The sequence below is a fragment of the Flavobacterium humi genome, from assembly GCF_004745595.1.
Taxonomy (GTDB): domain Bacteria; phylum Bacteroidota; class Bacteroidia; order Flavobacteriales; family Flavobacteriaceae; genus Flavobacterium; species Flavobacterium humi.
Genome location: NZ_SRLH01000003.1, coordinates 100,922 through 118,174 on the forward strand (window position 1 = coordinate 100,922; position 17,253 = coordinate 118,174).

The 17,253-nt window shown below is 39.9% G+C and carries 18 protein-coding genes; 12 read left to right on the forward strand and 6 right to left on the reverse strand.

The genetic code is table 11. The features are described from left to right. Positions 1-49 precede the first annotated feature (49 nt). From E4635_RS05825 to E4635_RS05855, 7 genes are all read left to right on the forward strand, one after another. Complete coding sequence (locus E4635_RS05825) at positions 50-2,842, forward strand: TonB-dependent receptor (RefSeq protein WP_135525689.1); 2,793 nt, start codon at positions 50-52, stop codon at positions 2,840-2,842. Positions 2,843-3,032: 190 nt separating this feature from the next. Continuing rightward, entirely contained in the window at positions 3,033-4,214 is a 1,182-nt protein-coding gene (locus E4635_RS05830; protein ID WP_135525690.1) for a hypothetical protein, read from the forward strand. Between the two features lie 107 nt (positions 4,215-4,321). Then, positions 4,322-4,663, forward strand: coding sequence for a T9SS type A sorting domain-containing protein (locus E4635_RS05835; RefSeq protein WP_135525691.1), 342 nt, complete (start codon positions 4,322-4,324; stop codon positions 4,661-4,663). A 108-nt stretch (positions 4,664-4,771) separates the two neighbouring features. Further along, positions 4,772-5,746 carry a T9SS type A sorting domain-containing protein gene (locus E4635_RS05840; protein WP_135525692.1) on the forward strand — a complete coding sequence of 325 codons (975 nt, stop codon included), beginning with the start codon at positions 4,772-4,774 and terminating at the stop codon, positions 5,744-5,746. Between the two features lie 86 nt (positions 5,747-5,832). Next, on the forward strand, positions 5,833-6,642 hold the full coding sequence (locus E4635_RS05845; RefSeq protein ID WP_135525693.1) for a T9SS type A sorting domain-containing protein: 810 nt from the start codon (positions 5,833-5,835) through the stop codon (positions 6,640-6,642). Positions 6,643-6,930: 288 nt separating this feature from the next. Further along, positions 6,931-7,323 carry a T9SS type A sorting domain-containing protein gene (locus E4635_RS05850; RefSeq protein ID WP_135525694.1) on the forward strand — a complete coding sequence of 131 codons (393 nt, stop codon included), beginning with the start codon at positions 6,931-6,933 and terminating at the stop codon, positions 7,321-7,323. Positions 7,324-7,388: 65 nt separating this feature from the next. Then, positions 7,389-8,369, forward strand: a complete 981-nt coding sequence (locus E4635_RS05855) for a LuxE/PaaK family acyltransferase (protein WP_135525695.1) — start codon at positions 7,389-7,391, stop codon at positions 8,367-8,369. A 54-nt stretch (positions 8,370-8,423) separates the two neighbouring features. Here the strand turns inward: E4635_RS05855 and ahcY are convergent, their stop codons facing one another. After that, complete coding sequence (ahcY, locus tag E4635_RS05860; RefSeq protein WP_135525696.1) at positions 8,424-9,740, reverse strand: adenosylhomocysteinase; 1,317 nt, start codon at positions 9,738-9,740, stop codon at positions 8,424-8,426. A gap of 125 nt (positions 9,741-9,865) precedes the next feature. Between ahcY and E4635_RS05865 the strand changes: the two genes are divergently transcribed. Then, entirely contained in the window at positions 9,866-10,543 is a 678-nt protein-coding gene (locus E4635_RS05865; RefSeq protein ID WP_135525697.1) for a 4'-phosphopantetheinyl transferase family protein, read from the forward strand. Here E4635_RS05865 and E4635_RS05870 read toward each other — a convergent pair. Both E4635_RS05870 and E4635_RS05875 read right to left on the reverse strand, forming a co-directional pair. Beyond that, positions 10,540-10,827: a hypothetical protein gene (locus E4635_RS05870; RefSeq protein ID WP_135525698.1), complete on the reverse strand. Its 288-nt coding sequence runs from the start codon at positions 10,825-10,827 to the stop codon at positions 10,540-10,542. The genes E4635_RS05865 and E4635_RS05870 overlap by 4 nt on opposite strands. A gap of 74 nt (positions 10,828-10,901) precedes the next feature. Further along, positions 10,902-11,498, reverse strand: a complete 597-nt coding sequence (locus E4635_RS05875) for a Crp/Fnr family transcriptional regulator (protein ID WP_135525699.1) — start codon at positions 11,496-11,498, stop codon at positions 10,902-10,904. 99 nt (positions 11,499-11,597) lie between these two features. Between E4635_RS05875 and E4635_RS05880 the strand changes: the two genes are divergently transcribed. Genes E4635_RS05880 through arfB form a run of 4 tightly spaced genes read left to right on the forward strand, consistent with a single transcriptional unit; the run spans position 11,598 to position 14,887 of the window. Then, positions 11,598-12,305 carry a geranylgeranylglyceryl/heptaprenylglyceryl phosphate synthase gene (locus E4635_RS05880; protein WP_135525700.1) on the forward strand — a complete coding sequence of 236 codons (708 nt, stop codon included), beginning with the start codon at positions 11,598-11,600 and terminating at the stop codon, positions 12,303-12,305. Next, positions 12,305-12,922: a nicotinamide riboside transporter PnuC gene (gene pnuC / locus E4635_RS05885; RefSeq protein WP_135525701.1), complete on the forward strand. Its 618-nt coding sequence runs from the start codon at positions 12,305-12,307 to the stop codon at positions 12,920-12,922. Before E4635_RS05880 ends, pnuC begins: the two co-directional genes overlap by 1 nt. Then, positions 12,889-14,481: a DUF4301 family protein gene (locus tag E4635_RS05890; protein WP_135525702.1), complete on the forward strand. Its 1,593-nt coding sequence runs from the start codon at positions 12,889-12,891 to the stop codon at positions 14,479-14,481. Before pnuC ends, E4635_RS05890 begins: the two co-directional genes overlap by 34 nt. Before the next feature lies 1 nt (position 14,482). Beyond that, positions 14,483-14,887, forward strand: coding sequence for an alternative ribosome rescue aminoacyl-tRNA hydrolase ArfB (gene arfB, locus E4635_RS05895; RefSeq protein ID WP_135525703.1), 405 nt, complete (start codon positions 14,483-14,485; stop codon positions 14,885-14,887). A gap of 3 nt (positions 14,888-14,890) precedes the next feature. Here the strand turns inward: arfB and E4635_RS05900 are convergent, their stop codons facing one another. The 3 genes from E4635_RS05900 to E4635_RS05910 all read right to left on the reverse strand — a co-directional run bounded on the left by E4635_RS05900 (position 14,891) and on the right by E4635_RS05910 (position 17,163). Next, positions 14,891-15,655, reverse strand: coding sequence for an enoyl-CoA hydratase/isomerase family protein (locus tag E4635_RS05900; protein ID WP_135525704.1), 765 nt, complete (start codon positions 15,653-15,655; stop codon positions 14,891-14,893). A 71-nt stretch (positions 15,656-15,726) separates the two neighbouring features. Further along, positions 15,727-16,476 carry a uroporphyrinogen-III synthase gene (locus E4635_RS05905; protein WP_135525705.1) on the reverse strand — a complete coding sequence of 250 codons (750 nt, stop codon included), beginning with the start codon at positions 16,474-16,476 and terminating at the stop codon, positions 15,727-15,729. Between the two features lie 21 nt (positions 16,477-16,497). Further along, a complete protein-coding gene (locus E4635_RS05910; RefSeq protein WP_135525706.1) occupies positions 16,498-17,163 on the reverse strand; it encodes a DUF4271 domain-containing protein in 666 nt (221 codons plus the stop codon). Between the last annotated feature and the right edge of the window lie 90 nt (positions 17,164-17,253).

Below are 17,253 nucleotides of genomic sequence, written 5' to 3' on the forward strand. Positions count from 1 at the left end.
AACTTTACATTTCGGAATTTCCTTTGCACCAAATTAAAACACAACAACAATGAAATTCAAATTAACATTTCTATTCTTATTCACCACATTACTGTCATTTTCGCAAAACGGAACTGTGACGGGTGTTGTTTCTGATAAAGATCTAAAAGGAGAACCCCTTCCTTTTGCAAATGTTACCATCAAAGGTACGGCTTTTGGTGCAACCACAGATATGAATGGTACATATGCCATCGAAATTCCTGAGGGAAATTATGAAATCGTTTTCAGTTTTCTTGGATACGAATCGAAATCGGTTCCGTTTTCCATCAAAGCCGGCGAGAAAAAAACCATAAACGAAACCATTGGTTCGGGAAGCGTTACCATGGAAGATGTAGTAGTTAAAGCTACAGTTAGCCGTGAAAAAGAGACTGCTTTATTATTGGAACAGAAAAAAGCCGTTGAGATCAAACAAAGTATAGGAGCCCAGGAAATGGCCAGAAAAGGTGTGAGCGATGTAGAAGAAGGATTGACTAAAATAACAGGTATCACAAAAGTAGGTTCAAGAGGTTTGTTTGTACGAGGATTAGAAGACCGATACAACAACTTATTGGTAAACGGGCTTGCGGTTCCTTCCAACAATCCTTTCAAGAAAATTATCCCTTTGGATTTATTCCCAACGGATATCGTGAGTGTGATTGAAGTTTACAAAACATTCAACCCTAATATTTATGGTGATTTTGCAGGTGGGACTTTTAATATTTCAACTTCAAAAGGACAAAAAAGCATCACAAAACTTACTATAGGCGTTGGTTATACTACTGACAACAATTTGGTTGATTTCAATATTTCCAAAGACGCGGACAACACCAAAGGTTTCTTCGGTTTAACCGGAAAAGACAGAGCATTGCCTGGATTATTGGGTGGAAAACCTTCCAGTTACACACTAACTCCTGAGCAGTCATTGGAATCTTTTAAAAGTGGTTTCGATGTAACGGAAACAAAAAGCCCTTTGAACACAAGCATCGGCTTATTGCATGTTGAGAAATTCCAGCTAAAAAACGACAATAAGTTTTCGTACTTGCTTTCGTTGAACTTTGACAACAATTTTTCTGTTAAAAAAGGTGTGGAACGAAATTTCAGCAACAACCCTTCCGGGTATGTGTACAAAAATGATTTCATCAACACGGAATACAAATACAAGACTTCCTTATCAACGCTTCTTGGCCTGAATTATACTTCAAAAAGAACCAGCTTTACCTGGAACAACTTCTATTTGAGAACAACTGAGAGCATGATAAAAGACCAGTTTGGTTATGCTGACTTATCGGCTAACAACAATAAATCGATCATCAGGACCAACCAATTGGACCAATCGGATTATTTCAACTCACAATTGCTTGGGGAATACAGCCTGACATCTGACAAGAACCATACGATCAAAGCCGGAGGTTCGTTTGCCAAAACATCTTACCAACAACCGGACAGAAAATTTTTCTCAGGAACGAAAGACGGTGACAACATCATCACTTCGATCGCCGGGAACAACTTCATCAAGCAATACCTTGATATTGACAGCGATATGTATTTGTCAGGAATGGCAGAATACAGCTTGAAATTTGGTGGTGACAAACAAAACGCCTTGAATATCGGTTACAACGGAAGTGCTTCCTTAATGCAGTCTTCTTACCGTTTCATTTCGCCTATCAATAATTTCGCCCCGAATAACTTTACGGTTGCCATCAATAGCCTGGATGCTCAGTTAAATGATTATTTAAGCCAAAATGCTTTCAGTTTCAGGGAAAGTTCTAATGCTACTTACAAAGCGAAGCTAAAGGAGATTACCAATGCCGGTTATGCAAACGTATTGTTCAAATTTGCTGACAAATGGGAAGTTAACGGTGGTGTGAGAGCCGAAAATGCAGAGCGCGAGACAAAATACAGGGAGCAAGGGTCGTTTGATCAGAAATTTAAGGTCATCAACAAGCAAAAACTATATGTTTTGCCATCGTTAAACGTAAAATACGGATTGTCTGAAAACGCGAACATCCGTTTTGCGGCGAGCCAGACCTATACAAAACCGGTCATCATGGAAGCTTATCCGATTGAATATATCAATGCCGACGGTTCTTCCATCAAAGGTAATCCTTATGTGGTAAACAGCGACAATTACAATGTTGACTTAAAATACGAATTGTTCCCAAGCAATAAGGAAATGCTTGCCGTAGGTTTCTTTGGAAAGAAAATCAAAAAACCGATCGAAAGAACTTTTGAGTCCAATGCAACCACAAGTACAATCATTACCTATTTAAATTCAGACAACGCCACTCTTTACGGTGCAGAATTGGAATTCATCTTTGATTTTGAAAGATTAAGTAAAAATCTATCGGATTTATCGTTAGGGTTCAACACTTCGCTTATGCAAACCAAAGTGGAAGTTCCGCAACAGATCACAAAACCGGACGGCAGCACAACATATTCGGTAGAAACCCACAGATCAAGAGATTTGCAGGGAGCTTCAAAATGGCTGATCAATTCCGATTTGAAATACCAATTCAACCTGAACAAAAACTGGAGCAACACCGTAACTTTCGTGTATTCTGTTTTCGGCAAAAGGATTTATGCTGTGGGGACAGGAGGTTTGGACCACATCAATGAATTGCCTTTCCAACAATTGGATTTTGTATGGAGCAGCAAACTTTCAGACCATTTTGATTTGAAATTCTCTGCCGACAACATTTTAAACCCGGAAAGAAACCTTGAGTTGGGAACCAATGGAAACGCTCCTATCTCGGAATCTTCCAATGTGGTAAACAGCTACAAAAAAGGAGTTGGGTTCTCTTTGAATTTAGGATATACTTTTTAATACGCATTTTGCCTATTGATATAAAAAAAGCTGCCGGTGGCAGCTTTTTTTCATTACACCTAAACCACTGAGGCTTAACGATAAATTTACTTTTTCATTGGTTTAAAATAACACTTTTATAATATTTAGATAACTAACAAAAAAACAAGCCCATATACATTTGTAGTACAAAAAATTAACAACAAAACTTATGAAAAAAATCGTTTTCGGATTGGCAATTTTAGCTTCAATCTTTACAAGTTGTACAAGCAGTGATGATGAAACCACAGCGAATACAGTGACAGGAGAAATAACAGGCCCAATCACGGCCAACAAAACGTATCCTTTAGGAACTTATACATTAAAAGGAATTGTAAAAATCGAATCTGGTGTAACTCTTACATTTGATGCCGGTTCAACAATCACTTGCGACAAAACGACTGGTGACAACGCTTTAGTTGTTAAAAACGGTGGAAAATTAATTATTAACGGAACCGCTTCTCAGCCAGTGGTTTTCACAGAGAAATCACAAGTTCCAGGTTCTTGGGGTGGAATCATCATGTACGGGGATGCTCCAATCAAAGCTATTGGCGGTGTGACAACTTCTACTTCAGAGGATGGAAACGCTATGTCTTACGGCGGAACAAATGCAGCACATAACGGTGGTTCTTTAAACTATGTTAGAGTAGAATATGCCGGAGCAAAATTAGCTGACGGAACAAAAGAAAACAATGCATTCACTTTTTACTCAGTAGGTTCAGGTACAACTCTTGACCACTTGGTAGCTTACAAAGGAGCAGATGACGGATATGAATTCTTCGGAGGAACTGTGAGCATGACCAATGCTATTTCTTACGGAAATTTTGATGACGCTTTCGACTGGCAAGATGGATGGCAAGGCCAAAACAATTCAAACTGGTACGGATACCAGGTTACCAAAGGAAACTTCGGAATGGAAATTGAGTGTTCAAACAACAACAATGCTTTCTTCCCTAAAGTAACTAACGTAACTCTAAAAAGAGCAGCTGGTTGTACTCCTGAAGTAGCTGGTGCTATCGAAATCGATGCTTTCCAATTCAAAAAAGAAGGAAACGGTGATTTCAGCAATGTAGTGATCTCAGGTTATGGAAATTATACAGAAGGTGCTACTACTTATGAAGGTGCTGCTGTAAAAATCCAGGACGCTACAACCAACACCAATCAGGTAAATGGTTCAAAAATCAAATTAACAAACGTTAAGATAAGTGCTACATCACACGATATCTCCGGAGCAACAGGCAGTATCGTGGTGACTTTCCCTGCTGGGCAATTCTCAACAAATGCAGCAGCGACAGGTGCTACATTAACAACAGGAAACTGGTCTACAGTAGGCGGAACAAGCTTATTGCAATAAGCAGATTCCAATAACATTTTATAAAATGCTCAAAATTAATTTTTTGAGCATTTTTTTTGGTACAGTATTTGAAATAATTTTATATCTTTACTTTATTATTTGAATCAATGAAGAAAAATTACATTTATATTACTTTATTCCTTTTGTTATTTTCCTTGGGCGCTACCGCTCAAGAGAATAGGGATACCACATTGAATTCAAGAAACCAGGAACAACCTTTTGAAAACCTAAACATTTATCCGAACCCTACCAGTAACGATCATGTTTATATCACTTCAAAAAGCACAGCCCCTAAAGATATTGAGATTTTCGACGTATTGGGAAAACGCATCATGCAAACCACAATCGTGACCAAAGAGCTAAATGTTTCTTCCCTTTTGCCGGGCGTTTATATTATCAAAATCAAAGAAGGCGAGCTTCGTGCCACCAGAAAATTGATTATCAGGTAATTATTCTTTTTAAACTATTAACATTTAATAATTAATTTACATTGATTCCTTTTAATTTAAAGGAATTACTTATTATCTTTGTTGTCCATTTTAACAAAAAAAATCAAAATGAAAAAAATTTACTTTATAGGAGCTTTATTGGCTACCTCATTGTCTTTCGGACAGGCCACTTTGCCATATTACGAACCATTTAATTACACTGCCGCTTCCAACCTTGGAGCTCAGGGCGGATGGGTTAATGTCAATACTGGAGATGAAGTTTTAGTTGAGGCAGGTAACTTATCTTATACTGGATTACAGGCGTCTTTAGGGAATTCTGTTAAATTTGACGGAGGTGGAATCGACCCGCAACAAGCTTTTACCGCTCAAACTTCCGGAATTGTTTATTCTTCATTTATCATAAAAGTTGTCAGCGTTACAGGTGTTACAGATCCTAACGGAGGTTATTCATACGGATTGGCTGATACGTCAACAAATTTCGCTTCTACTGTTTGGATTAAACCATTAGGAGCAGGTTTTCAATTTGGAATCAATAAAGCTACAGCAACTGGAGACACGCAATACCTTCCAACTGAATACGCTTTAAATACAAACTATCTTGTTGTTATTGCTTATGATTTAGGAGCAACAAAGGCTTCATCTATATGGATAAACCCAACGAATCTTGGTGCAGTATCCGCTCCAGCTTCAACTTTAACAACTACGACAGGAACTACAGACAGAACTCAAATCCAAAGAGTATTCCTTAGACAGGATTCTGCAACTGAAACTGCAAGTGTTGTAATTGACGAAATAAGAGTAGGTACAACTTGGGCACAAGTAACTCCAGTTCCACTTGGCGTTGCTGAAAACAACATCTCAGGATTAAAAGTATACCCTAACCCGGCTAAATCCAGCTTATTTGTAACTTCAGACAATTTCGAAGCAAAACAAGTTGAAATTTACAATGTTTTAGGTAAAATGGTACTTTCTACAACTGTTACAAACGCTCCAGTTAACGTATCAACACTTTCAAGCGGTGTTTATATGGTAAAAGTAACTGAAGAAGGAAAAACAGCTACAAGAAAAATAGTGATTGAATAATTCATTTCTCACTACATTACTAAGAAAAGACCCCAATTTATATTGGGGTTTTTTTGTAGCTTCGCGCTCCTTAAATACAATTAAAAATGAAAAAAATTTACTTTTCTTTCTTGACGCTGGTCTTAACTACCGGTTATGCACAAACGACTATCTTCTCTGAAAATGTGGGCACACCTCCTGGCTCTAATCCTTTGGTAAGCGCCCACACTTTTCAAAATGGTGCTCCGATTCTTTTTTCAGGAAATGCCGATGCAAGAACATCTACTCCTTCAGACACACCAGGAAATACATACCCTGGCGCTTCAGGCAGCGGATGTGTATTTTTCGGCGGTACATCACCAGCAAAGAACCTGACCATCGAAGGCATCAATACACTTGGGTACATTAACCTGGTTTTGTCTTTCGGGCATCAAAAAGGCACAAATGCCGCCAGTAATGAATTGACTGTCCAGGTAAGCGCTGATGGCACAAACTGGACTCCGTTAACATACACAAGAACTTCAGGAGCAGGAACATCTGTATGGACAATGGTCACAGCCACGGGAACAATCCCCTCAACTGCCAACCTAAGGATAAAATTTGAAAATCCGGTTTCTAATATTGGATTCAGGATCGATGACATCAAATTAACAGGTACCACCGCATTAAATATTACCAAAAACAATGAAATAAGCGGCCTTAAAATTTACCCTAACCCGGCTAAATCCAGCTTATTTGTAACTTCGGACAATTTCGAAGCAAAACAAGTGGATATTTACAATGTTTTGGGTAAAATGGTACTTTCTACAACCGTTACCAACGCTCCAGTTAACGTATCGGCACTTTCAAGCGGTGTTTATATGGTAAAAGTAACTGAAGAAGGAAAAACAGCTGCAAGAAAAATAGTGATTCAATAATTCATTTCTCACTAATCCGGAAATGCCCCAATTCACGTTGGGGCTTTTTTTATGGCGGTAAATGCCGGGTTGCTCCTTTCGTATGGAAAAACCTTCGCCTCCCGCATCACTAAAAACAATGCGAAGGGCATCACTAAAAACAGTGAGAAAGCTAATCACTGTAAAAAGTTTATTTTCAATCAGTTATGCATTTTATCGAAAATATCCTTTCGTTATCGATTAAATTATTTTGTTTCAATATCCCGTATTACTTTCGTCAAGAATTTAAACAGTTAATAATCAGAACATATGAAAATAATTTATTTATTCTTGCTAGTAAATTTCAGTGCTTTAGCCAATATCTCGACAGACTCCGTTAAAGGAAACATTCAAAATGCAGAAGCCATCGTAAAAACGGAAGACCCGGTTGCTGCGGTTGCTGTCAAAAAAACAAAAAGCAACAGTATTTCAGGATTGAAAATCGTTACTTGTGATTCGCAGAAAAGCGGCAAACACATTTATATCATATCCGATATGTATGTAAGGAAAAAAGTCCATTTCTATAATGCAACAGGAGAAAAAGTATATTCCATTTCAACAGTGGGCTCGCCAATTTACCTGTCCAAAATGGAAAAGGGAACGTACAAAATAAAAGTTACCGAAGGGAACAAAACAGAAACAAAGGATTTTGTCATTAATTAATCCCAACAGTTAAAACTTGGGGTCCGGTATTTTGCCGGACTTTTTTATTTACTTAATTTTGGGGAATGTTTTCCACTTCCGATATATTCCACATCGCTTCCAAAAAAGAGTTTGAAAAAACCACGCTCAAGGTATTTCGTTACCAATACGACAACAATGCGGTATACCGGCAATTTTGCGAATTCTTAAAAAAGGACAAGACAAACGTGAAAACCTTGTCCCAGATTCCGTTTTTGCCCATTCAGTTTTTCAAAAGCCATGATGTCCTGAGCTCGCCCGAAGCGGTACAGATTACCTTCACCAGCAGCGGCACCACCGGAATGAGCACCAGCAGGCATATGGTAACCGATTTGTCTTTTTATGAAGAAAGTTTCCGCTTGGGGTTTTCCCAATTTTACGGCAACATAGAAGATTATGTCATTTTAGCCTTGCTCCCTTCCTATTTGGAACGCGAAGGTTCTTCCCTGATTTATATGGCCGAAGACCTGATTAAACGCTCCAATAAGCCCGATAGCGGCTTCTACCTGAACAATTATGACGAGTTGACCACCAAGTTGGTTTCGTTGGACAACGCCGGGCAAAACGTCATTTTAATTGGCGTGACGTACGCCTTGCTGGATTTGATCGAAAACCGGGAATTCAACCTCAAGAACACCATCATTATGGAAACAGGAGGCATGAAAGGCAAACGGAAGGAAATGATACGGGAAGAACTCCACCAAACCCTTTGCAAAGGTTTTGGCGTGTCCGAAATCCATTCCGAATACGGCATGACCGAATTGCTTTCACAAGCGTATTCCTTAGGCGACGGCATATTCGAGTGCCCTAACTGGATGCAGGTCCTGATCCGCGATACGGAAGATGCCTTGACTTATGTTAATGAAGGAAAAACCGGCGGCATCAATGTCATCGACCTGGCCAACATCAATTCCTGCTCTTTTATTGCCACCCAGGATTTGGGCAAAAAGACCGCAAACAATTCCTTTGAAGTATTGGGCCGATTTGACAATTCGGATATCCGGGGATGCAACCTGATGGTGCTTTAAAATAAAAAACCCTCACTTTTCAGCAAGGGTCTTTCTGTCATATAAGAAACTTTATTAGTATCTGTAGTATTCCGGTTTGAATGGCCCTTGTACTTCTACTCCAATATAAGCTGCTTGTTCCGCATTTAGGGTTTCCAATTCCACACCTAATTTAGCCAGGTGAAGCGCGGCAACTTTTTCATCCAGGTGTTTCGGCAACATATACACTTCGTTTTTGTACGAAGCGCTGTTTTTCCACAATTCGATTTGCGCCAAAGTCTGGTTGGTGAAAGAATTACTCATCACAAAACTTGGATGTCCTGTAGCACAGCCTAAATTTACCAAACGCCCTTCAGCCAAAATGATAACATCTTTCCCGGCAATAGTATATTTATCTACCTGAGGTTTGATCTCGATTTTTGAAGCACCGTGGTTTTTGTTTAACCAGGCCATGTCAATTTCGTTATCGAAGTGCCCGATGTTACATACGATCGTTTTGTCTTTCATTTGTTCGAAATGACTTCCCATCACGATATCTTTGTTTCCTGTAGTGGTAATGATAATATCGGCATTGCCAACAACAGTGTTCAGTTTTTTCACTTCAAAACCGTCCATAGCGGCCTGTAAAGCACAGATCGGATCGATTTCGGTAACCGTTACGATAGAACCGGCGCCACGGAAAGAAGCTGCAGTTCCTTTACCCACATCACCATAACCGCAAACTACTACTCTTTTTCCAGCCAACATGATGTCTGTAGCACGACGGATAGCATCTACAGCTGATTCTTTACAACCGTATTTGTTATCGAATTTGGATTTGGTCACAGAATCGTTTACGTTGATTGCCGGCATGAACAATGTCCCGTTTTTCATTCTTTCGTACAAACGGTGCACTCCTGTAGTTGTTTCTTCTGACAAACCTTTGATTCCAGGGATCAATTCAGGGTAACGGTCAAAAACCATGTTCGTTAAATCCCCACCATCATCCAAAATCATGTTCAACGGCTTTCTGTCTTCTCCAAAGAATAAAGTCTGTTCAATACACCAGTCGAAAGATTCTTCATCAAGGCCTTTCCAAGCGTATACCTGGATTCCTGCGGCAGCGATAGCAGCAGCAGCCTGATCCTGCGTAGAGAAAATGTTACAGGAAGACCAGGTAACTTCAGCGCCAAGGGCAATTAAAGTCTCGATTAAAACCGCAGTCTGGATGGTCATGTGCAAACATCCGGCGATACGCGCACCTTTAAGAGGCTGCTCGTTTTTATATTCAGCACGAAGCGCCATTAATCCCGGCATTTCGGCTTCTGCCAATTCAATTTCTTTTCTTCCCCAGGCTGCAAGCGAAATATCTTTCACTTTATAAGCCACAAATGGTAATGTCGTTGTACTCATCTATTGTATATTTGTATTATCAAAATTTTGCCAAAATTACGGAATTACTTTTTATTTATAGAATGATCTGCTTTTTTTGTGATTTGTTTATCTTTATAATCTTTTGAAAAACAACAAAATACTAAATGCCTTTACATAAAGTTATCAATATCAACCCATCAACGTCTATTTTTCTATGGGAAATAACCGAATCTTTTGAAGATTTGTTTGATGAAGTACAACTAAACGACGTGAACCTGATCCGGCTCAACACCATGAAATCAGAACTCCACCAACGTGGTTTTTTGAGTGTCCGGAAATTATTGGCCCATTGCGGCTATACCGATTTTGACCTGGTGTACGACCAAAGCGGAAAGCCTTTCCTAAAAGACGGCAAGCACATTTCCATATCCCATTCGCATGCTTTTTCGGCTATTGCCCTGAGCAGCCAGAACATTGGGATTGACCTGGAGCTGGTTAAGGAAAAAGTACTCCGCCTTTCGCCTCGTTTTATGGATACTTCCCATTTGTCCGGATTGCCTGAAAGCGACCGGATGAAAAAAGCAACGATTATCTGGGGCATCAAGGAATCTGTATTCAAACTTAAAAACGAACCCGGCATTAGTTTTATCGACCATATTTTTGAAAGCCCTTTCCAGTTATCCGACAAAAACTGCACAGCCGAACTCCGCTTTAACGATACCGTGGAATCTTTTGCGATCCATTTTGAAAGCCTGTTAACAGAACCAGGCCAGGACACTGGAATAGCAGAAAATTATATGATAGTGTGTACCCTGGAAAACGAAATGTTGCTTGACGCTTAGAGAATTATTGTATTCAAAAAGATTTCGAGAAGGCTCGTTACCACACTGGCCAGGATGAGATTAAAAACCAGTTTGGGCTTTTGCTGCGATAAAATAGCGCCATTGACAAACATACAGGCCAACACTACCAGTGTTAATTGAATCATCTGAAACAGGGAAGTACCGTTTTTAAGCACATACATTGCTGCAGCCGAACCCAAACAACTTTGCCCGATGATAGCCAATGTTGCAAATCCTAAATACCCTTTTTTGAAATCTTCGAATGTTTTTTGATACAGTGTCATAATTTGTGATTTTATTACACAAAGTTATGCCTGGTGGAAGGCTCCTGTTTATGACCGAAATCATAAAGCCTGGATTATCGGTATACTTTCCTTCCGATGATTTGGATCTCACCCTTTTTTTCCATCGATTTTATTGCCCTGATGACGGTTTCTACCCGCAAACCGGTCAGGTCTGCCATTTGCTGGCGGGTCAGGTCGATCCTGTGGCCGTCTTTTCCTTTTTCGATTTTAAAAAATGTTATCGAATAATCCATCAGTTTGAGCAATCGGTGTTCCGGTTCCTGTGAAGAGATTTCGGCAGCCATCACCGATTTATAGTGAAGCCTTTGCGCCAGGTTTTCGATAATTGCCAGGGAAACCTGTGCATTCTCCCGGATAAGGCTTAAAAACGCTGTTTTTGGCACCAACAGTATTTCACAATCGGTTACTGCAATGGCATTGGCCGGATATACCCGTTCCAGGAACAACGGCGGCTCGCCAAAACTTTGGCCATCGTGGAAAAATCCCTGCACGAATTCTTTTCCGTCGTCATTAAAGTTGCACATTTTTACCTCACCTGAAACAATCTGGTAATAATGTGCCGGAAAATTGCCTTCTTCAAAAATGGTTTCTCCCTTATTGTATTTTTTCCTGGCAGCCTGGTAAGATTCCAATAACTTTTCCGTTATCATCGGTGGTTTTCTAAAGATCCCTACAAAAATACCATTATAATTTTATTGATTTTAAAAAAGGGCTACTTTTACCGAATCAATTAAGCAAATTGAAAAACAATGTTTTATACTGAAATTTTAGAGGCGAAAAAAAACAGCCGCAAACTGCTGGCCATCCTTCTCGACCCTGATAAAATCGAAATGGGATCCGTACCTGCGCTGGCCCGTAAAATCAACGAATCCCCGGCCACGCACATTTTTGTGGGCGGAAGCATTGTAAATGCCGGCATCATTGACGGGCTGATTATTACCCTAAAACAGGAAACCACGCTGCCTATCGTCCTTTTCCCGGGAAACCCTTCCCAGATTTCAAAAGAAGCCGATGCCATTTTGTTCCTGACATTGTTATCGGGCAGGAATCCCGATTATCTGATAGAGCATCAGGTAAATGCTGTCCCTTTCCTTAAAAAAACCAACCTGGAAGTCATTTCTACCGGTTATATCCTTATAGAAAGCGGCACGAAGACTGCAGTGGAGCGGGTAAGCAAAACAGAACCTTTAGACCGAAACAATTCCGATTATGTCCTGCAAACGGCACAAGCCGGCGAATATATAGGCAATGACCTGCTGTACCTGGAAGCCGGCAGCGGCGCCAAACAACCTGTCCCGTTGGAAATGATAGCAAAAACCGCACAAAACACCCGTGTCCCTTTGATCGTAGGTGGTGGCATCCGTACCAAAGAAGCCATTGATGCCGCATATCAGGCCGGTGCAGACCTGGTGGTTATCGGGACTGCTTTTGAAAACGACATAAATTTCTTCAGCTAATGTTTGAATACCTTTTTTCCCAATATAAAAACTACCCAACTTACGAAATCGCACTGGAGGTATCGGCAATCCTTTTTGGGCTGTTAAGCGTTTGGTATGCCAAAAAAAACAACATCCTGGTTTTTCCAACCGGAATCATCAACACTGCAATTTACACGTACCTGCTCTGGAAATGGTCGCTGCTTGGCGATATGATGATTAACGCCTATTACGTTATCATGAGCATTTATGGCTGGTACCATTGGACAAGGAAAAAAGATGATGTGGAAGAATTCCCGATCTCGAAGATGACCCTTTCGGAAAAAAAATGGTCCCTCTTCATTTTTGCCGCAACCGTTTCCTTTGTAGCATTAGTTTATACATTTTTTAATAAATTTACACACTGGACATCCTACGTAGATACCATTGTCACAGGGATTTTCTTTGCGGGCATGTGGCTGATGGCAAGACGGAAAATAGAAAACTGGATCTTATGGATCATAGGGGATATTATTTCGGTGCCAATGTATTTTGTGAAAGGGTATTCGTTTACGAGCATTCAATATTTAATTTTTACAATCCTGGCCGTTTCGGCTTATTTAGAATGGAGGAAAGCATTACAACAAAAAGCGGTTTAGCAAAAACATACGGGTTTACAGAGGCAGATTTTGAACAGATCCATGCCGAAGGGATTCCATTGGAAAAAATCTCAAACGAACTTTTCATTTTCCAGTCCGGGATTTCAAAAATCGTTTTAGAGAAACCCGCCATAATCAACGATGGCATTTTTTCCTTGTCTGAAACCGAAACCCTTTATTTTGCTGAGATTTTCGAGAGGAAAAAAGAAAAATTCCAGTTGGAGAAATTCGTTCCGGCTTCCGGGGCAGCCAGTAGGATGTTCCAATTTTTGAGTGAATTCCTGAAAGAATTCAAACCCGATTCAGAATCGATAAACGCTTATATCAACCGGACGCAAAACTCTTTGCTTTCTGTTTTTTTGATCGGAATGGACAAATTCCCGTTCTTCAAAAGCATCGACAAACGGTTAAACGAAAAATATGCAGATTTCCAATCGTGGGAAAAAGACAAAAAAAACTATTTCTTCATCAAGACCTTATTGGATGCCGATGAGTTTGATTTTTGCAATAAACCTAAAGGAATCCTGCCTTTCCACAATTATTCAGGACAAATCCTGACTCCTATTGAAGAACACCTGAAGGAAGCGGTACACTATTCGGCATCGAATGGCGTGGCAAAAATACATTTTACGATTTCTTCAGAACACCAGGCGGCTTTTGAGGGGATTATCCGGGAAACCCAATCCGATTTTGAAAAAAAATCAGGTTTTTCCATCCATCCTTCTTTTTCCAAACAACACAGCAGCACTAACACTATTGCCGTAAACTCGGGCAACAACCCTTTACGCAATGACTCGGGGCAATTGATTTTAAGGCCGGGCGGACACGGAGCGCTAATCAATAATTTAAACCAGAGCCTTTCCGATATCGTTTTTATAAAAAACATAGACAATGTCAGCCATAACGATATCGACGCTATTTCGCTTTATAAAAAAGTCCTGGGCGGTTATTTGATTACGCTTCAGAAAAAAGTATTCGACAACCTGAAACAGCTTAACAATCCTGATATTAAAAAAGAAGATATCCTGAAAATACAGCATTTTATTGAAAATGACCTCCACATCAAAACCACAGCGAATTTTGCAGAATACAAAAAAGAAAGCCGTATCAAGCACCTCAAATCCCTGCTAGATAAGCCCATACGTGTTTGCGGAATGGTGAAAAACGAAAATGAGCCGGGAGGCGGACCGTTCTGGATTCGGGAGAAAAACGGGAATATTTCCCTGCAAATTGTAGAAAGCTCTCAAATAGACCTGCAGAACGAGCGCCAATGGCATATTTTCAAATCGGCGACGCATTTCAATCCGGTGGATATTGTTTGCGGGCTGAAAAACCACAAAGGAGAAAAATTCAACCTTCAGGATTTTGTAGATCCGGACAGCGGGTTCATTGTCGAAAAAAGCAAGAACGGCACCCAATACAAGGCATACGAACTGCCCGGGTTATGGAATGGCGCCATGGCAAACTGGATCACCATTTTTATCGAAGTACCTTTGGTTACCTTCAACCCTGTGAAGACCGTTAACGACCTATTGAAACCCAATCATCAGCCACAATAAAATGGACGCGGAAAAAATCCTTACGGAATTATCATTCAAAGCGGTAAGAAGCAGCGGTGCCGGCGGGCAGAATGTCAATAAAGTGTCGAGCAAAGTCGTGCTTTCCTTCCGTGTAAACGATTCCCAGGCGCTTACTGCCGAAGAAAAAGAAATGATCTTCCTGAAATTAGCGGCAAGGCTGACTTCGGACAACATACTGATTTTAAATTGTGATGAAGACAGGAGCCAGCTTAAAAACAAAGATATCGTTACCCGGAGGTTCCTGGAAATCATCCGGAAAGCCCTTGTAAAGCCCAAAGAAAGAAAAGCCACGAAAATCCCCAAAGCAGTCATCCGCAAAAGGATAAAAGACAAGAAAACACTTTCTGAAGTAAAGAAAAACAGGCGAAAGCCAGATTTTGACTAGCCGTTATTTCTTAAACTGGTTCAAAGCCTGCTTCGTGAAATCGGACAGTACCAATTTTCCGGAAATAGCAGCACGTTCGTACAAAAGGGTATCCCAGTGGGCTGTGTTTTCCCAAAGTACTTTTTTCATTTCATACAGTGCCTCAGGATTATAGTTTGTTAATTTATGGACGAATACGGACAGCGCAGAATCCATATCCGATATCGAATTGAAAATCTCCGAATACAAGCCGTTTTCAAAAGCCCAATGCGCTTCTTTCCATTCATGGGCGGCAAGCGACAATTGGAACATGGCCGTTTTTCCTATTTTTTTAGAAACGGCAGGTTCAATCACAAAAGGGCCGATACCTATGGCAAGTTCTGATAATTTTACAGCAGCATATTCCGTAGCGAAGACATAATCACAGGCAGAAGCCAGTCCTACTCCGCCTCCGACGGCTCTTCCCTGCACGCGTCCCACAATGATTTTTTTGGAAGTACGCATAGCATTGATCACATTGGCAAAACCGCTAAAAAACTCCTTCCCTTCTGCAAGGTTGGAAACAGAAAGCAGTTCGTCAAACGAAGCTCCGGCGCAAAACGCACCTTCTCCGGCACTTTTTAGGACAATAACGGAAACCTCATCGTTATCGTTCAGGTCATTGATTTGCGAAGTGAGGTTTTTCAATTGGGTACTTGGGAACGAATTCCCGGCCGGATGACCGAAAGTAATGGTCGCGATTCTAGCATCGATAACCGTTTCTACAAATTCTTTTTGTAAGGTGTCCATGAGACTATTTTTAGTACTGTAAAATTACGAAAAAAGCATAAAAAAACCACGTTAAAAACGTGGTTCTGTATTTATTTTCCTTTGTTGGCTTCGGCAACGTATTTTTCCAATGCCATTGTCATGGATGGGGTTTCCGGCGTAGGAGCCAGGATATCAACCCTTAAACCATGCTCTAATGCTTCTTTTTGCGTTGTGCTTCCAAACACGGCAATGCGGGTATTGTTCTGTTCGAAATCCGGGAAGTTCTTAAACAATGATTTTATTCCTGTCGGGCTGAAAAAAGCCAGCACATCGTAATACACATCTTTCAGGTCAGACAAATCGCTCATGACCGTTTTATAGAACGTTCCTGGTGTCCAATCCAGTTTCAGGTTATTGAGTGTCTGAGGAATATCCGCATTGAGCTGGTCAGATGAAGGCAGGAGGAATTTCTCGTCTTTGTATTTTTTGAAAAGTGTAGACATGTCGACAAAATCCTTCTGGCCAACATAAATCTTCCTTTTTCTGTACACCACATACTTCTGAAGATAAAACGCCACCGCTTCAGACTGGCAAAAATACCTCAGGTCCTCCGGGATTTTGTATCGCATTTCTTCGGCTACCCTAAAGAAATGATCTACCGAATTTTTACTGGTCAAAATAATAGCAGAGTAATTATTCAGATCGATTTTTTGAGCACGGACATCTTTTGCCGATACTCCCTCAACATGTATAAATGGTCTGAAATCAACTTTAACCTTGTGCTTATTTTGCAGATCAAAATAGGGGGAGTTCTCAACTTTTGGCTCAGGCTGAGATACTAAAATTGTTTTCACTTTCATATTAAACATTTTCTTACTGCACTACCGTTTTGTAATAACATAATACATAAAATAATAGGGCGCAATTTCAAGAGCGCAAATATATAAAATAAAATAAAACAACTTACTTAATAGTAATTTTTGATAATTTTTTAATGAAACCAAATATGTTATAGAATTAATTACCAATAATATAGCCAAAACTCCCATAATAAGGTAAGTATTCATCAAATCCGTATAAAAAAGCACTATGTTTACAGGCAAAAGCAACAGCCCGATATAGGTCCTGTAGCTGACTTTGAACAAATTAAACTGTTCGATGAAACTTTCTATATTGAATGAAGTGGCGATAATCTTTTCCACTAAAAACTTAGAAAGGACAAAAAAACTTAAAAAAGTAAGGATCTGTATATAGGATATCCAATTCGTTTTTGTGGTATATCCAAGATAGCTCAAAACCATCAGCACAAAAAACGACAGCGAGATCAATTGCACCACAAACAACAAAATGGTAAACCAGCTCATCAGGTTGCTGCTGTCTTTGTAAATCTTCAGGTATTTGTTATTGATGATCAAATTTACAAAATCGCTGAAACGATTCTCGAATGCTGTTTTTGTAATAGCAACTAAAAGCAAAGCCAAAAGAAACAGGATCGTTACCCAATCTCTGTTTTCTACAATCCGCGGAATTAGTTCTATTTTTCCCATGGTGCAAAATTACAAATTTTTTAAAGCAATATTTAATTATAAATAATTTAAGAAACTCATTTGTGAAAAAGCTTACTTTTGCATCAGAAA

Excerpts from the sequence above, each read along its gene's own strand:
- E4635_RS05825 (WP_135525689.1), top strand. The coding sequence starts at position 50 with ATGAAATTCAAATTAACATTTCTATTCTTATTCACCACATTACTGTCA.
- E4635_RS05830 (WP_135525690.1), top strand. The coding sequence starts at position 3,033 with ATGAAAAAAATCGTTTTCGGATTGGCAATTTTAGCTTCAATCTTTACA.
- E4635_RS05835 (WP_135525691.1), top strand. The coding sequence starts at position 4,322 with ATGAAGAAAAATTACATTTATATTACTTTATTCCTTTTGTTATTTTCC.
- E4635_RS05840 (WP_135525692.1), top strand. The coding sequence starts at position 4,772 with ATGAAAAAAATTTACTTTATAGGAGCTTTATTGGCTACCTCATTGTCT.
- E4635_RS05845 (WP_135525693.1), top strand. The coding sequence starts at position 5,833 with ATGAAAAAAATTTACTTTTCTTTCTTGACGCTGGTCTTAACTACCGGT.
- E4635_RS05850 (WP_135525694.1), top strand. The coding sequence starts at position 6,931 with ATGAAAATAATTTATTTATTCTTGCTAGTAAATTTCAGTGCTTTAGCC.
- E4635_RS05855 (WP_135525695.1), top strand. The coding sequence starts at position 7,389 with ATGTTTTCCACTTCCGATATATTCCACATCGCTTCCAAAAAAGAGTTT.
- ahcY (WP_135525696.1), bottom strand. The coding sequence starts at position 9,740 with ATGAGTACAACGACATTACCATTTGTGGCTTATAAAGTGAAAGATATT.
- E4635_RS05865 (WP_135525697.1), top strand. The coding sequence starts at position 9,866 with ATGCCTTTACATAAAGTTATCAATATCAACCCATCAACGTCTATTTTT.
- E4635_RS05870 (WP_135525698.1), bottom strand. The coding sequence starts at position 10,827 with ATGACACTGTATCAAAAAACATTCGAAGATTTCAAAAAAGGGTATTTA.
- E4635_RS05875 (WP_135525699.1), bottom strand. The coding sequence starts at position 11,498 with ATGATAACGGAAAAGTTATTGGAATCTTACCAGGCTGCCAGGAAAAAA.
- E4635_RS05880 (WP_135525700.1), top strand. The coding sequence starts at position 11,598 with ATGTTTTATACTGAAATTTTAGAGGCGAAAAAAAACAGCCGCAAACTG.
- pnuC (WP_135525701.1), top strand. The coding sequence starts at position 12,305 with ATGTTTGAATACCTTTTTTCCCAATATAAAAACTACCCAACTTACGAA.
- E4635_RS05890 (WP_135525702.1), top strand. The coding sequence starts at position 12,889 with ATGGAGGAAAGCATTACAACAAAAAGCGGTTTAGCAAAAACATACGGG.
- arfB (WP_135525703.1), top strand. The coding sequence starts at position 14,483 with ATGGACGCGGAAAAAATCCTTACGGAATTATCATTCAAAGCGGTAAGA.
- E4635_RS05900 (WP_135525704.1), bottom strand. The coding sequence starts at position 15,655 with ATGGACACCTTACAAAAAGAATTTGTAGAAACGGTTATCGATGCTAGA.
- E4635_RS05905 (WP_135525705.1), bottom strand. The coding sequence starts at position 16,476 with ATGAAAGTGAAAACAATTTTAGTATCTCAGCCTGAGCCAAAAGTTGAG.
- E4635_RS05910 (WP_135525706.1), bottom strand. The coding sequence starts at position 17,163 with ATGGGAAAAATAGAACTAATTCCGCGGATTGTAGAAAACAGAGATTGG.